Source organism: Marinobacter gelidimuriae (genome assembly GCF_000372805.1).
In the GTDB taxonomy this organism is placed as follows: Bacteria; Pseudomonadota; Gammaproteobacteria; order Pseudomonadales; family Oleiphilaceae; genus Marinobacter; species Marinobacter gelidimuriae.
In genome coordinates, this window is record NZ_KB889828.1 from 1 (window position 1) to 14,421 (window position 14,421).

The 14,421-nt window shown below is 55.6% G+C and carries 12 protein-coding genes; 7 read left to right on the forward strand and 5 right to left on the reverse strand.

All coding sequences use genetic code 11. The annotated features are described in order from the left end of the window. Nucleotides 1–436: 436 nt before the first annotated feature. Nucleotides 437–1,639: a tyrosine--tRNA ligase gene (gene tyrS, locus A3OI_RS0101165; RefSeq protein WP_018402524.1), complete on the reverse strand. Its 1,203-nt coding sequence runs from the start codon at nucleotides 1,637–1,639 to the stop codon at nucleotides 437–439. Nucleotides 1,640–1,941: 302 nt separating this feature from the next. Here tyrS and A3OI_RS0101170 point away from each other — a divergent pair, with 302 nt between their 5' ends. Both A3OI_RS0101170 and A3OI_RS0101175 read left to right on the forward strand, forming a co-directional pair. Beyond that, a complete protein-coding gene (locus A3OI_RS0101170) occupies nucleotides 1,942–3,384 on the forward strand; it encodes an OapA family protein (protein WP_018402525.1) in 1,443 nt (480 codons plus the stop codon). 2 nt (nucleotides 3,385–3,386) lie between these two features. Next, complete coding sequence (locus A3OI_RS0101175) at nucleotides 3,387–4,484, forward strand: anhydro-N-acetylmuramic acid kinase (protein ID WP_018402526.1); 1,098 nt, start codon at nucleotides 3,387–3,389, stop codon at nucleotides 4,482–4,484. A gap of 71 nt (nucleotides 4,485–4,555) precedes the next feature. Here the strand turns inward: A3OI_RS0101175 and erpA are convergent, their stop codons facing one another. Together erpA and argC are read right to left on the reverse strand one after the other, a co-directional pair. Further along, nucleotides 4,556–4,909, reverse strand: a complete 354-nt coding sequence (gene erpA, locus A3OI_RS0101180; RefSeq protein WP_018402527.1) for an iron-sulfur cluster insertion protein ErpA — start codon at nucleotides 4,907–4,909, stop codon at nucleotides 4,556–4,558. Between the two features lie 225 nt (nucleotides 4,910–5,134). After that, nucleotides 5,135–6,172, reverse strand: coding sequence for an N-acetyl-gamma-glutamyl-phosphate reductase (gene argC, locus A3OI_RS0101190; RefSeq protein ID WP_026223928.1), 1,038 nt, complete (start codon nucleotides 6,170–6,172; stop codon nucleotides 5,135–5,137). A 177-nt stretch (nucleotides 6,173–6,349) separates the two neighbouring features. On the opposite strand from argC, the gene A3OI_RS0101195 reads away from it, so the two are divergent. The 5 genes from A3OI_RS0101195 (at nucleotide 6,350) to hemL (ending at nucleotide 11,350) form a co-directional block, all read left to right on the forward strand. Next, nucleotides 6,350–8,140, forward strand: coding sequence for a chloride channel protein (locus tag A3OI_RS0101195; protein WP_018402530.1), 1,791 nt, complete (start codon nucleotides 6,350–6,352; stop codon nucleotides 8,138–8,140). Nucleotides 8,141–8,142: 2 nt separating this feature from the next. After that, nucleotides 8,143–8,565 carry a protoporphyrinogen oxidase HemJ gene (gene hemJ, locus A3OI_RS0101200; RefSeq protein WP_018402531.1) on the forward strand — a complete coding sequence of 141 codons (423 nt, stop codon included), beginning with the start codon at nucleotides 8,143–8,145 and terminating at the stop codon, nucleotides 8,563–8,565. Between the two features lie 79 nt (nucleotides 8,566–8,644). Then, on the forward strand, nucleotides 8,645–9,406 hold the full coding sequence (gene thiD, locus A3OI_RS0101205) for a bifunctional hydroxymethylpyrimidine kinase/phosphomethylpyrimidine kinase (RefSeq protein ID WP_018402532.1): 762 nt from the start codon (nucleotides 8,645–8,647) through the stop codon (nucleotides 9,404–9,406). Continuing rightward, the gene (gene thiE, locus A3OI_RS0101210; protein ID WP_018402533.1) at nucleotides 9,394–10,056 is read left to right on the forward strand and encodes a thiamine phosphate synthase; all 663 of its coding nucleotides are present in this window, start codon (nucleotides 9,394–9,396) and stop codon (nucleotides 10,054–10,056) included. Before thiD ends, thiE begins: the two co-directional genes overlap by 13 nt. A 13-nt stretch (nucleotides 10,057–10,069) precedes the next feature. Continuing rightward, nucleotides 10,070–11,350, forward strand: a complete 1,281-nt coding sequence (gene hemL, locus A3OI_RS0101215) for a glutamate-1-semialdehyde 2,1-aminomutase (protein ID WP_018402534.1) — start codon at nucleotides 10,070–10,072, stop codon at nucleotides 11,348–11,350. A gap of 94 nt (nucleotides 11,351–11,444) precedes the next feature. Here the strand turns inward: hemL and A3OI_RS0101220 are convergent, their stop codons facing one another. Next, nucleotides 11,445–12,041, reverse strand: a complete 597-nt coding sequence (locus A3OI_RS0101220; RefSeq protein ID WP_018402535.1) for a tetratricopeptide repeat protein — start codon at nucleotides 12,039–12,041, stop codon at nucleotides 11,445–11,447. Further along, nucleotides 12,038–14,368 carry a penicillin-binding protein 1B gene (gene mrcB / locus A3OI_RS0101225; RefSeq protein WP_018402536.1) on the reverse strand — a complete coding sequence of 777 codons (2,331 nt, stop codon included), beginning with the start codon at nucleotides 14,366–14,368 and terminating at the stop codon, nucleotides 12,038–12,040. Before mrcB ends, A3OI_RS0101220 begins: the two co-directional genes overlap by 4 nt. Nucleotides 14,369–14,421: the final 53 nt, after the last annotated feature.

Consider the following 14,421-nt stretch of genomic DNA (forward strand, 5'->3'; position numbering starts at 1 on the left):
TTGCATGTGTTAAGCCTGCCGCCAGCGTTCAATCTGAGCCATGATCAAACTCTTCAGTTTAAATCATACAAGATCCGAAGATCTTAAATCTGCTCAAGACAAAAACTCAATTCTTGACGAGTCGTTGACTTGGTATTTCTTACCGAAATACTCCCGTCAGCGCCCACACGAATTACTTGGTTGATTTTTTAAAGAGCGTTTGAGCCGTGGCTCAATCAGGAGGCGAATCATACATCGTTTCGCTGCCCTGTCAACCGTTTTCGCGTTCAAAGTTTGAATCACATTTCCTAAACTTTTCAACGTCTTACCAAACAGTTTCCGCTTAATCTCTGCCCCCTCTAATCCGGGGTGTCCCTCAAGCGAAATGCGCATTCTACAGACTTCTCGGGACAGGTCAACGGGGAAAGTGAAAAAAGCTCAAATCCCCGTCATCGGCCTATTTCACCATAGTAATACGCGCAACCTTCTTCTTGCCGGCCTGGATAACACAGGTGTCGCCTTCAGCAAACATTCTGTCGCCCTCAAGCTTTACGCCATCTATAAAGACGGCACCACGGCCCAACACATCCCGCGCTGCTGCACCGTTCTTAACCAATCCGGCCATACGCAGCACCGTGCCAATTGCCAACTGCTCCTGCCCCTCCAGCGCAACGCTTACCTCTGGCACGTTGTCGGGTATTTCGCCTAGCGTCACACGGTTGCCCGCGGACTTGTGAGCAGTCTTCGCAGCTTCTTCATTATGGAAGCGGGTAATCAGTTCTTCTGCCAGCAGCTTCTTATAGTCCTGCGGGTTAGCTCCGGAACTTACTTGGGCCTGAAACTCTTCTATTTCAGCCAGAGGCCGGAAGCTCAGCAATTCAAAGTAACGCCATAACAACTCATCGGGTACCGATAGCAGCTTGGCGTACATTTCACCAGGCGCGTCATTCACACCCACATAGTTGCCCAACGACTTGGACATCTTCTGCACCCCATCCAGACCCTCAAGAATGGGCACCGTCAATATGACTTGCGGCTTCTGACCGTAGTTCTTCTGCAATGCCCGCCCCATCAGCAGGTTAAACTTCTGATCGGTGCCGCCCAGCTCGACGTCTGCCTCCAGGGCGACCGAATCGTATCCCTGAATGAGAGGGTATAGAAATTCGTGTATCGCAATCGGCTGACCACCGGTGTAACGCTTGTCAAAATCGTCGCGCTCGAGCATGCGAGCCACCGTGTACTGCCCCGCCAAAGCAATCATGTCGGCGGCGCTCATTTTGCTCATCCATTCGGAATTAAAAGCAACGCGGGTTTTGGCGGGGTCCAGAATTTTGAACACCTGCTCTTTATAGGTAACCGCATTAGCCGCTACCTGCTCACTGGTCAGCGGCGGCCGGGTAGCACTCTTGCCCGACGGGTCGCCAATCATACCGGTGAAGTCGCCGATCAGGAAAATGACTTCGTGACCCAAATCCTGGAACTGGCGCAGCTTGTTAATAAGCACCGTGTGGCCAAGATGAAGATCAGGCGCAGTGGGATCAAAACCAGCCTTAATACGCAGCGGGCGCCCTTCTTTAAGTTTGGCGACTAGCTCCTCCTCGGGAATTAGCTCGTCGATACCACGCTTGATCAGCGCCAGCGATTCATCAATCGATGCCATGAACACCCCACCTCATAATTTGACTTGAAACAGTTCCAGTTCACAGAGTTCGATAACAACCCTGCCTATTCGCCGCGACTTTGCTAAGATACAATTGTTCAATTTTTAACCATCACTGAGTAGTCGTGGCGACGCATTATAACAATCGCGCTCCGAGAAATCCGCGCAACAAACACCGCAACTGTAATGTTGACGTCTGTTGCCGATGATTCTTATACGGTAATCTATCAGCTAGACTATTAAAATCAGATTTAATACAGCGGCACAAACTGCCGAAATATCGACTTAAACGGGTGAAATACGTGTTCAAAACATTCCCCAAGACCCACATTACCATCGTAGCAGCGGCCACCGTTGTTGTTACCACTGCCGTGCTGATGAGCCCGAGTGCAGATGTAGAAGCCAAGCGCATGTCCATCGCTCTTGATCTTGAATCGGGCGCAGCCACTACCGTTGTTACTACTCCTTCTTCGGTACCAGCATCGTTAGCGCCTGGGGCACAAGCAAAAGCAACCCAAGCATCGAGCACCTCAACCAACGTAAATTCAAACCTGACAACTGCCGTCACGCCTTCGACCGCGCTTACAGCCGAAGCAGAGGAGGCCCTTCTCCCTAGCCATGGCAAGCCGACCATAGACTGGCAATTTTTTGATGTTCGCTCGGGTGATACTCTATCGACTCTGTTCAAAAAAGCCGGCTTTAACGATGGCATTATGCTGTCGGTTATTCACGGAGCAGGCGAAGCGAAGAAACTGCAGCGCCTCTACGCTGGTGAAACCATCCGCTTCGCCACGGATTCTGAAGGTGCCCTTACAGGGGTTGAGCTGCAACGCAGCAAACTGGAGCGTTTAAGCATAACCCTTGGCGCAAACGGCTTCACTGGCAAAAAAGTGGTTCGAGAGCCAGAGGTACGAACAGCGTTTGCCAAAGGCACCATCGATGGCTCCCTTTATCTGGCCGCCCGCGCCGCCGGTATGGACGACCGGCTAACGATGGAAATGTCTGGCATTTTTGGCTGGGACATCGATTTTGTATACGACGTGCGCAAGGGCGATCGCTTTGAAGTGGTTTACGAAGACCTGTATCTGGACGGCGAGAAATTTGGCAGTGGACGCATCCTGTCGGCGAACTTCGTTAATCGCGGCGAAGACAACATCGCCATGTTGTACACAGACGCTCAGGGTGACACCGATTACTACAGCCCCACCGGCAGAAGTATGCGCAAAGCCTTTTTGCGCGTACCACTGAACGCGCGGGTTTCGTCATCCTTTAACTTGCAGCGCCGGCATCCGGTATTGGATGTTGTCAGGCCCCACGAAGGCACCGACTATGCAGCCCCCCCCGGAACACCCATTAAAGCGGTGGGCAACGGGCGGATCAAATTTGCCGGCTGGAAAGGCGGTTACGGCCGTACGGTTGTGTTGTCACACGGCGACAATATTACAACGCTTTATGCCCACATGAGCAAACTTGGCAAAGGCATCAAAAATGGCGGGCGAGTTAAGCAAGGTGAAACCATCGGTTACGTTGGCTCTTCCGGCATGGTCACAGGCCCGCACTTGCACTATGAATTCCGGGTTAACGGTGCACCGCGCAACTCACGCACCGTTAAGTTGCCAGACGCCAAGCCTATTCCAAAAACCGAACTGGCCCGCTTCAAGAAATTCACTCAGCAACAGCTGGCACAGCTAGACGATTTGCGCGGTAACGAAAAACAGTCTTTGACTCTGGCTTCAGGGAAGTAAACATGACCGCCTGGATAGGGCTGATGTCAGGCACCAGCATGGACGGCATAGACGCCGTGCTGGTGTCGTTTGAAACCAACACCATAGAATTTCACGCCCGCCACACCCTGGCCTACCCCGCCGAACTTCGATCCAGGCTAGAACTGGCCGCCCAGAATCACGCAACACCCGACGAGTTGGGTGAGCTGGATACACTGACGGGCCAGTTGTTTGCCAAGGCTGCCAACACCGTTATTCAGCAATCCGGCATACCTGTAGAGAGTATTGGCGCGGTGGGCAGCCATGGCCAGACAATACGCCACCAGCCTAGCGGCAGCGCACCATTTTCCCTGCAAATTGCTAACCCAAGCATTATCGCCGAGTACACCGGAGTCGCGACCGTTGCCGATTTTCGTCGCCGCGACATGGCCGCTGGAGGGCAAGGCGCGCCGCTGATGCCACTGTTTCACCAGTCATTCTTCAGCAGCGTAGAGGAAGATCGCTGCATCATCAATTTGGGCGGCATTGCTAATATTACCTGGCTACCGAGAGCCGGAACAGGAAGCGTTTACGGGTTTGATACAGGCCCGGCCAATGCCCTGTTAGATGCCTGGTGTGCCGACCAGACTGGCCGTCATTTTGACTGTGACGGCCGCTTGGCCGAAGAAGGCATTGTCAACGAGGCGTTGCTTGGTGATTTTTTTACTGACGCCTACTTTGCAAGCCCGGCACCAAAAAGTACCGGCAAAGAACGCTTTAATCTAGGCTGGATAAAAACCCGGCTGCAGCGTTACCCGGACTTACGTGCCTCCGATGTGCAGCGCACACTACTACAGCTTACGGTGCTCAGTATTGCCCGGCAGATGCCACAATCGACGGCGTTTACAGTGTATGTGTGTGGCGGCGGGGCGCTGAACCCTGTGTTAATGCGCGAACTGTCCCGGGCGCTTAGCCCGGCTGCCGTGTGCAGCACTGAGGAACTTGGGCTCGACCCGCAATGGGTGGAACCTGTCGGATTTGCCTGGCTGGCTCGCCGCACCGTTCTGGGACTGAGTGGCAACCTGCCAGAAGTAACCGGCGCCAGCGGGCCGAAAGTATTGGGAGCCATCTACCCAGCCTGACGAATGCCGAGCTCCAACAGCTCATCACCCAATGCCGGCAGCCAATAGACAACGCCAACAGTCTGTTAGATTTAGATGGAGAAGGAACTGCCGCAGCCGCAAGTGGCGCTGGCGTTGGGGTTATTCACCACAAATTGTGATCCCTGTAGACCTTCCAGATAATCGACTGTAGAACCTACCAAATACTGATAACTCATCGGGTCTACCAGTAATTTCACGCCGTCGCGCTCGATAATTGTGTCTTCATCGTCTTGGGCGTCATCGAATGAAAACCCGTACTGAAAGCCAGAACACCCTCCACCGGTTACATACACCCGCAACTTGAGGTCGGCGTTGCCTTCTTCATCAATAAGCTCTTTGGCTTTGGCCGCCGCACTGTCACTGAAAAACAGCGGGGCTGATACCTGTTGCTGAACTACGCTCAAGTTCGCCTCCGGAATGTTGGCTGAATTTTAATGATTATCGTATTCCTGACTAAAACAATCAACTATTACCAGAGCGCAAACATTGCGCAGCGCGACGCCTCTGCCCGCGGGCTAGTTCGCCACCAGTTTGCTCCATAAAAAAGTACGCTTGGCCTGCACGTTTTGTTGTTTAAAGGCAGAGTTAACAACCCTTGAGCCCCGCGCCAGCAGTTCGCTTTGCGGCTCTCATGGCAGCATGGCTGGCGCTTCCAGGCCCATGGTTTCGGGCAGGCCAAACATGACGTTCATATTCTGTACGGCCTGACCGGCAGCACCCTTCACCAGATTATCAATCACCGAGGTAACAATAATCACGTTGCTGTTTTCCTGGCGGTGCAGCGCCATGCGGCAGTGATTCGCGCCGCGCACACTGCGGGTTTCCGGGTGACTGCCAAACGGCATTACATCCACAAAGGGCTCATCGCGATAACGCTCTTCGTACAATTCCTGCAGCCGGTCAAAATCGCCTAGGTCATGCAATTCAGCGTAAAGCGTTGCTTCTATGCCGCGAATCATTGGCACCAAGTGCGGCACAAATGTAACGCCCACCGCGGTTCCTGCGGCCTGGCTCAAGCCTTGGCGAATTTCCGGCAGGTGGCGATGGCCAGACGCGCCATAGGCTTTGAAACTTTCACCAACCTCGCCGTGCAACATACCCACACTGGGCTGACGGCCCGCACCACTGGAGCCCGATTTGGCGTCGGCAATTAAGCGGGAGCTGTCTACCAGCCTGTTTTCCAACAAAGGCAGAAAACCCAGTTGCACCGCAGTAGGATAACAACCGGGGTTAGCCACCAGCTGGGCATCATAGAGTTCACTGCGCACGACTTCGGGCAGACCGTAAACGGCCTTTTCCGCCCACTCCGGACACTCATGTGGCATACCATACCATTTGGCCCACACGTCCAGATTTTTCAAGCGGAAATCGGCCGACAAATCCACGACGCGCACACCCGCTGCCATCAACTCCGGCACCATTCGCATGGCTACACCGTGTGGCGTGGCAAAAAACACCAGATCACATTGGCAAAGTACAGCAACATCGGGTTCTGAAAACGCCAGATCAAAGTGGCCGCGCAGATTTGGGTAAAGGTCAGAAACGGGCATACCCGCTTCCGAACGCGAGGTAATGCAATGCACTTGTGCCTGGGGATGCACCGCCAGAACCCTCAACAATTCCACGCCGGTGTATCCGGTGCCACCTACAATACCTACTTTCATCACGTTTAAGCTCCCACTCGTCTGTTTCCTGAAATTGCATTTTTAACCATCATTCTATCATGATAAGCCAACCGCTTATTGCAGCCCTGACCGAGGTGGCTACAATACCAAAGACAGTCTGCGCCGGATTAGTACCGGTATGAAAATCATCAACCGGCCCAGGCCCTGCATGCACCCCTTATGATCCGTTCCACACGCCAGCTAATGGCGAAAATGAAAGCCAGTTTCCGGCGCCGGTTATCCGGGGCAGATGCGCTGCCGCAACTAGCCTTGCTGGGCCTGCTTTCCGGCTTGATCACCGGCGGCGTTATTCTGATCTTCCGCCTCGCCATTGAATGGCCCTTGAAATATTTTCTACCCGGGGATGGAGCCGGGGCTTTTCCCTCCGAGGCTTTCGAGGGTCTGGATGTTGTTACACGGGGAGTTTTACCTCTGGTCGGCGCGCTTGGCCTTGGCTTGCTGTTGCATCGTCTGGCAACTCATGACCGTAAAGTCGGTGTTGTTCATGTTATGGAACGCCTGAACTACCACCAGGGCTATATCACTGCCAAAAGCGCCTTTATTCAGTTCATTGTAGGCGTTGCAACCGTTGTTACCGGGCAATCTGCAGGCCGGGAAGGGCCCGCCGTTCATTTGGGGGCGGCTTTTTCAAGTTTGATGGGTCAGTGGATGCGGCTGCCCAACAACAGCATCCGCACCCTGGTGGCCTGCGGCTGCGCTGCGGCCATATCGGCATCGTTCAACACGCCTATTGCAGGGGTGATTTTCGCGATGGAAGTGGTGATGATGGAATACACCATCGCCGGCTTCACACCCATCATTCTTGCGGCCGTCAGCGCCGCGATAGTCACCCAGATCGTGTACGGCCCAGATCCCGCGTTTAATGTTCCTGCACTGATGACGAACTCACTCCTCGAGATACCCTGGATTTTGGTCATTGCAGTCATTATTGGTGTTGCAGCGGCGCTTTTTATTTACCTGGTGGAATCCATGGGGCGCTTCAGCCACCGTCCCATCTTATTACGCGTCATTATTGCCGGCGTTCTAATGGTTCCCTTCGCTATTTTCGTACCCCAAACCATGGGGATCGGCTACGACACGGTCAATGACGCCATAAACGGCGGACTCGGCTTCTGGCTGCTCTTGAGCGTGGGCGTCGCAAAGCTCTTGATTACCGCTCTAACGGTTGGCCTGGGTATGCCCAGCAGCATCATAGGGCCGACGCTTTTCATGGGCGCGACGCTCGGCGGAGCCATGGGATTGATCGGTGCAGAAATCATGCCGGGCCACACCTCGTCTGTTGGTTTTTACGCCATGCTGGGCATGGGCGCGATGATGGGCGCGGTATTGCAGGCGCCTTTAGCGGCGCTGATGGCCTTGATGGAGTTAACCCGTAACCCCAATATTATTTTGCCGGGCATGCTCATTATCACCACCTCAAGCCTGGTGACCAGCGAAGCGTTTGGCCGTAAATCGCTATTTTTGACCATTCTCAAATCCCAGGGCCTGAGCTATCAGAACTCTCCGGTGATTCAAGCATTGCGGCGGGTATCGGTGGCAGCCATCATGGATAAGAGTATCCTGCGTATCCAACGTCGGCTGACGCCGGAAGAAGCCCGTAAAATCCTGAAATCCGAGCCTAAGTGGCTGATAATTGAAGGCAGCAGCGGACCAACGTCGCTGATGCCGGCGGTAGATCTGGCACGTTTTCTGGAGGACAGCGAAAAACTGCTGAAAACCGAAGACCAGCCCCTGCCCGAGCAGATTAATCTGATGGACATACCGGCAAATCGTCGCGACCTGGCGCCGGTGCAATATCAGGCCACGCTTGAAGAGGCATTGTATGAATTTGATAACAGCAGCGCAGAAGCTTTGTATGTTCAGCGTTATGTGGCGCCAATGATCCAGAGAATTTATGGCGTTGTGCTGAAATCAGATATCGAAAGTTACTATCAATATCGGCGGAGTTAGACATGCTTTGGGTTAAGGCTTTTCACATAATTTCGATGGTGTGCTGGTTTGCCGGCATTTTTTACCTTCCACGACTCTTTGTTTACCACGCGGCCTGCGAAGACGAACCGGGCCGCGAACGCTTCAAAATCATGGAGCGCAAGCTGTATCGCGGGATTACCACTCCGTCTATGATTGCCACCGTATTTTTTGGCGTGTGGCTGATCAGCTATAACGCGTCTGGCTACTTCAGCCAAGGCTGGTTGCACGTCAAACTCGTATTAGTGGCGCTGTTGATCGTTTATCACTTTTACTGTGGCCACTTGGTCAAAGTGTTCCGCGACGATCGCAACACCCGCGGCCACGTGTTTTACCGCTGGTTTAACGAATTGCCCGTATTTGTGCTGCTGGCGGTGGTTATTCTTGCGGTTGTACGGCCATTCTAGGCCGCCACTACACTATTATTCTCAACAACAATCTCAGCGCAAGGAGAGAGCCATCAAACTCCGCAGCCGTCCTCAAGTATTGATTTTGTCCGGGCTGGACCCCTCCGGCGGTGCCGGTGTGCAAGCCGACATTCAGTCTGTTACTTCCCTGGGCTGTCATCCGCTGCCAGTGCTGACTTGCCTGACCGTGCAAAACACCCGCGACGTTTATGCTGCGGTGCCGGTTGACGCCGATCTGATTCGTCGTCAACTTGAATGCCTGGCTGGCGACACGCCTATTCACGCCGTAAAAACCGGCGCCCTGGGTAATGCTGACGTGGTGGACGTGCTGGTAGAATTTGTTCGCAAACGCCCGCACATACCGCTGATTGTAGACCCTGTGATTAAAGCCGCCGGCGGCGGTGATCTGGCAGATTCGGAACTCATTAATGCCATGCTGACGCGGCTGTTCCCTTTGGCGGAAATGATCACGCCCAATGGCGTGGAACTGGAATTGCTGACCGGCGAACCTGATCCGCAAAAAGCCGCCGCGAAACTCCAGCTAGCTGGCTGCCGTGACGTGCTAGCCACAGGTGGCCACGGCACCGGCGAAACCATCATCAATGTGCTGTACCGCCGTGATGCCGAGCCCGAGCGTTGGCATATCGAGCGTATTGGTGGCGAATATCACGGCACCGGTTGCACGCTGGCATCCTCGATTGCCGCAGGCCGCGCCTGTGGCCTGTCGCAGCGCGCCGCTATCACGCAAGCGCAGAACTACGTGCACCGTGCAATCCTTCAGGCGCTGAAAGTGGGTGAGGGGCAACCTGTGCCCGATCGGGGGATTCTATGGCAACATTAACGCTGAAACCCGGTCTGTATGCCGTTACCGACAGCCGCTTAACCCCCGGCGATACACTGATAGCGGCGGTGGAAGCCGCCCTGGAAGGCGGCGCAGTACTGGTGCAATACCGTGAAAAAAACTTGCCGACAGCAGAACAGCTGCGCCAGGCCAGCGCCCTGCAATCCGCCTGCAGCAATGCCGGTGTGCCGCTACTGATTAATGACAACATCGAGATGGCCTTGCGGGTGCAAGCAGCCGGTGTGCATCTGGGCCAAGGCGATACCGCCTTGGCCGACGCTCGGCGTCTGCTCGGTGAGCAGGCCATTATTGGCATTACCTGCCACGCCGACTTAGCGCTGGCGCAAGCCGCCTACGAGCAAGGTGCAAGTTATCTGGCATTTGGCCGGTTTTATCCATCAGCCACAAAACCCGACGCTTCCGCGGCCGACACGCAAGTGCTGGGACTGGCCAAAAAGTTCAAGCTCCCGGTGACCGCTATTGGCGGCATTACCCTGGGCAACGCCGAACCTCTGATTCGGGCTGGTGCCGATTTGCTGGCGGTGGCCGGTGGGCTTTTCAGCACCGACATTAATGCCACCGCAAAACGCGCCCGCGAATTTAGCCGGCTGTTTGCCCAACATCGTTCTCAATTTTCTCAAAGCATTTAGCAGGAGCCCAGACATGACGCACTCCGAAACCCTGTTCGAACAGGCCCAGAAATACATTCCCGGTGGAGTTAACTCCCCGGTACGGGCTTTTCGCGGTGTTGGCGGTACGCCCATCTTTTTCAAAAGTGCTCAAGGCGCGTATCTTTACGATGAAGACGATCGCCGTTACATCGATTACATCGGCTCTTGGGGACCAATGATTATTGGCCACTCCAACCCGCTTATAAAAGAAGCTTTGCACGCGCAGATTGAAAAAGGCATAGGCTACGGCGCACCAACCGCCATCGAAACCGAGATGGCCATGAAAGTGTGTGAACTGGTGCCGTCCATCGAACTGGTGCGCATGGTGAACTCCGGCACCGAAGCCACCATGAGCGCACTGCGCCTCGCCCGCGGTTACACCGGCCGTGACAAAGTGGTCAAGTTCGAAGGTTGCTACCACGGCCACGTTGATTCACTGCTGGTGAAAGCCGGTTCCGGCGCGCTGACCCTGGGCATACCAAATTCTCCGGGTGTACCCGCTTGCCTGGCCGAACTTACCCTGACCCTGAACTTCAACGATATTGATGACGTGCGCGAAACCTTTCGTACCGTGGGCCACGAGATCGCGGCCATTATTGTAGAGCCAGTCGCCGGCAACATGAACTGCATTCCACCGATTCCGGGGTTTCTGGAAGGCCTGCGCGAGATCTGCGACGAGTACGGCACGGTGTTGATCTTTGACGAAGTGATGACCGGTTTCCGGGTGTCACTGAGCGGCGCCCAGGGTTTGTTCGGCGTAACCCCAGACCTGACGGCGCTGGGCAAAGTGATCGGTGGCGGCCTACCGGTAGGTGCTTTCGGCGGCAAACGCGAAATTATGGAACACATTGCGCCTTTGGGCCCGGTTTACCAGGCGGGCACTTTGAGCGGTAATCCGCTGGCGATGACCGCTGGCCTGGCCACCCTGAACGCGATTTCCGAACCCGGATTTCACGACGCCCTGACCCGTAAAACTGAAAAAATCTGCGCTGGCCTGAAGGCAGCGGCCGACGAGGCAGGTATTCCGCTGGCGGTACAAGGGGCTGGCGCTATGTTTGGCTTCTTCTTCAGCAAAGAGTCGTCCGTCACCCGCTTTGACCAAGTGATGGAATGCGATATCGAACGCTTCAAGAAGTTTTTCCAGGGCATGCTGGCCGAAGGCATTTACCTGGCGCCGTCGGCTTTTGAAGCCGGCTTTACCAGCGCCGCCATTTCCGATGAGGACATCGAGTTCACTCTGAACGCAGCACGCAAGGTATTCGCAACGATTTAAAACACCGTGAGGCGTTACCCAAGCAAAAAGGCCACCGCTAAACGCAGCGGCCTTTTTTTCTGCCCGCTTTTCCCAAGCTACCGTTTTGCCTGAATTACAGCCGCGCGGCGCGGCTTTCGGCCTGCTGCGCACCAGCCACATTGCCCCGAGCTCTGCGAATATCGGCCAACAGCAACCAGCCTGAACGCTGCAGGCGCTCATCACGCCCCGCCAGCGACAACCCCTTAAGAGTAAACTGTTCGGCGCTGCCAAGCTGGCCGGTCATCGCGTAAACTTCAGACAGTTTGAAATACACCGCCGCAGACCGCGGTGCAATGCGCTGCGCCCGTTCCAGGCGGGTAATCGCCGCAGCCCCATTACCCTGCGCCATCAGGGTAATGGCCTCTTTTACCAGGCCCGCTGCCGCCGCAGGCATTTGGTCACCGGATTCGCGGTATTCGGGCACGCCTGTTTGCTGTTGTGCTTTCTGTTGCGATTTCTGCCCAAGCGGCTGTTCGCTTTTGCGCCATACCTGCGGTTCATCGGCTGGCTTGGCGGCGCCGTCGGTCAGCGGCGGTTTAGGCACCTGCGGACGCTCTCCGGCAGGCACGTAAATACCGTCACCTGGTCCGCTGGCACAGCCCGCCAGTAACAAAACGGCACAAACAACTGCCCTGCGCAACACCTGTGCTCTCATCTGCACTCTCATCATTGAAACAATCCTTCAAACCAACCACGAATTTTTTGTGGCAGAGCGCCAGCGCAGGTGATTGTCTGCGTTGGCTCGCTGCCGGTGATAAACGGCATCAGGCGCGCATTCTCGCATTGTTCATCGGTTAACGCCTGCTGTTGTACATTTACCCAATGGTATTGCACGCCGTCAGGTACCACCGGCGTGAAACTGTTTTGCGGCACCTGAGCCATAAAATTCGACCACACCGGCAAGGCTCCGCTGGCTCCAGTTAACCGGGTAGCGCCGTTGTCGTCTCGCCCTACCCAGACGACCGTCAGCAAGTCGCCGCTAAAACCGGCAAACCAGGCATCGCGGCCGTCATCGGTGGTGCCTGTCTTACCGGCCAACGCCAAAGCACGGGGCACAGTGTTATAGGCCGAGCGGCCCGTGCCCTCTTGCATGGTTTCCTGCATGGCGTATTGCAGCAGGTGCACTGCCGCCGGGTCGGCCACCTGGTTCACCTGCAAGCTGTAGCGACTAAGCCGCTCACCGCCCGCGTCGGTCACTTCTCGAATGGTGCGCAGGGGGGTGTTAAACCCTGACGTCGCCAGGCCCTGGTATATCTGCGCCACATTCACCGGCGTCATCGCGACGGCGCCCAAAAGCATAGACGGATAGTCGGAAATAGCCGAGCTGGTGCCAAACGCCTGCAGCGTGGATTTCACCTCGGCCAACCCAATGTCCAGACCCACCCGAACCACCGGCAGGTTATAGGATTTAGACAACGCCTGATGCAAGGGTACTTCGCCCCGTTCCAGACCGTCGTAGTTTTTTGGCTGCCATACCGTGCCATTCTCGAATTTCAGGGTAAAGCGCGTGTCCTGCAACGGCGTAATCAGCGTGTAACGCTGCGGCTGCGACAACGCGGCCAGGTACACAAAGGGCTTCACCAATGAACCAATCTGGCGGCTGGCATCCAGTGCTCGGTTAAAACCGGCGTAACGCGGGTCACGCCCGCCGACCAGAGCCAGCACTTCGCCGCTGTCTTTCGCCGTCACCACCAACGCCGACTCCAGCGCTTTGTCGCCCAGCCGCGGCAGCGTTTCCGTTACCGCTTTCTCCGCAGCCATCTGCATAGCGGGGTTAAGAGTGGTAAAAATCCGCAGGCCTTCGCTGCGCAGGTCTTCCTCTTTGTAATCCCGTGCCAGGTGGCGGCGAACCAGATCGATATAGGCCGGGTAGCGATTCTGCGAAAAAGAAGCCTTGTCACTCACGCCCAAAGGCAAAGACCGGGCGCGCTGCGCGTCAGATTCACCCAAAAGGCCTGCTTGCTGCATTTGGTCCAGCACCAGGTTGCGCCTTGCGGTGGCCCGCTGTGGATGGCGGCGGGGGTTGTAATAACTGGGGCCCTTGACCATGCCCACCAGCAGCGCCAGTTGGTGGGGCAGCAAGTCCTCTAATGCCTCGGCAAAATAGAACTGGCTGGCCAGGCCAAAACCGTGAATACTGCGTGTGCCCGCCTGGCCCAGATAAACCTCGTTAAGATAGGTTTCAAGAATGTCGCTCTTGCTGTAATGCAGCTCCAGCAGAATCGACATCAAAGCTTCGTTACCCTTGCGCAGCAGAGTTTGCTCGCGGGTCAGGAAAAAGTTTTTCACCAACTGCTGGGTCAGCGTGCTACCACCCTGAACAATGCCACCAGCGCGAATGTTCGCCAGCATGGCGCGGGCAATCGACAGCGGCGCAATACCGTGATGGTCGTAAAAACGGCGGTCTTCCACCGACATCAGCGCAGCCGGCAGCAACTCTGGCAATTTATCCAACTGTACTAAAATCCGGTCTTCCTGATGCGCCGGATAAATACCGCCAATCTGCGCCGGTTCCAGGCGCACAATCCCACTATCAGGGCCTTTAACAACCTTCAAACTCTGCACCTGGTCACCCGCTATATTCAGCGCCAGGTGCCGCCGCGGCTCCTTGCCATCGGGGAAATCAAAGCCGCGACTGCTGATCAGAAAGCGCCCACCGCTGCGCTGATAACTGCCCGAGCGCGAACCATCGCCTTTGTGAAAGCCCGCCAATGCCAGCTCCTGCTCAAGCGCAGCGGCACTTACTGGCGCACCGCTGTAAAGTTCCAGCGGCCGGGCGTAAACCCGCGATGGCACCTCGAAGCGGCGACCCTCAAAGCGCGATGTGACCTGCGCATCCAGATACACCATCCAGCCCGCCAGCAATACCAGGCCAAGCAGTGCCAGACGCAGTAAAATACGCCAGAAACCCTTGCGGCGGGACTGTGCGGCGGCGGGCTGTTTACGAGAAGCCGGTTTTTTGCGGCCGGGCTTGCGGGCCTTGTCGGTATTTTTCATGGCGGCAGTATAACGAACGCTCTGGTGTCTGGTGTGACTAATTGGTAAACCTA

What these genes read in the sequence shown, in the direction of transcription:
- A3OI_RS0101175 (WP_018402526.1), top strand. Translation starts at nt 3,387, where the DNA reads ATGACCGCCTGGATAGGGCTGATGTCAGGCACCAGCATGGACGGCATA.
- A3OI_RS0101220 (WP_018402535.1), bottom strand. Translation starts at nt 12,041, where the DNA reads ATGATGAGAGTGCAGATGAGAGCACAGGTGTTGCGCAGGGCAGTTGTT.
- hemJ (WP_018402531.1), top strand. Translation starts at nt 8,143, where the DNA reads ATGCTTTGGGTTAAGGCTTTTCACATAATTTCGATGGTGTGCTGGTTT.
- mrcB (WP_018402536.1), bottom strand. Translation starts at nt 14,368, where the DNA reads ATGAAAAATACCGACAAGGCCCGCAAGCCCGGCCGCAAAAAACCGGCT.
- thiE (WP_018402533.1), top strand. Translation starts at nt 9,394, where the DNA reads ATGGCAACATTAACGCTGAAACCCGGTCTGTATGCCGTTACCGACAGC.
- A3OI_RS0101195 (WP_018402530.1), top strand. Translation starts at nt 6,350, where the DNA reads ATGATCCGTTCCACACGCCAGCTAATGGCGAAAATGAAAGCCAGTTTC.
- tyrS (WP_018402524.1), bottom strand. Translation starts at nt 1,639, where the DNA reads ATGGCATCGATTGATGAATCGCTGGCGCTGATCAAGCGTGGTATCGAC.
- hemL (WP_018402534.1), top strand. Translation starts at nt 10,070, where the DNA reads ATGACGCACTCCGAAACCCTGTTCGAACAGGCCCAGAAATACATTCCC.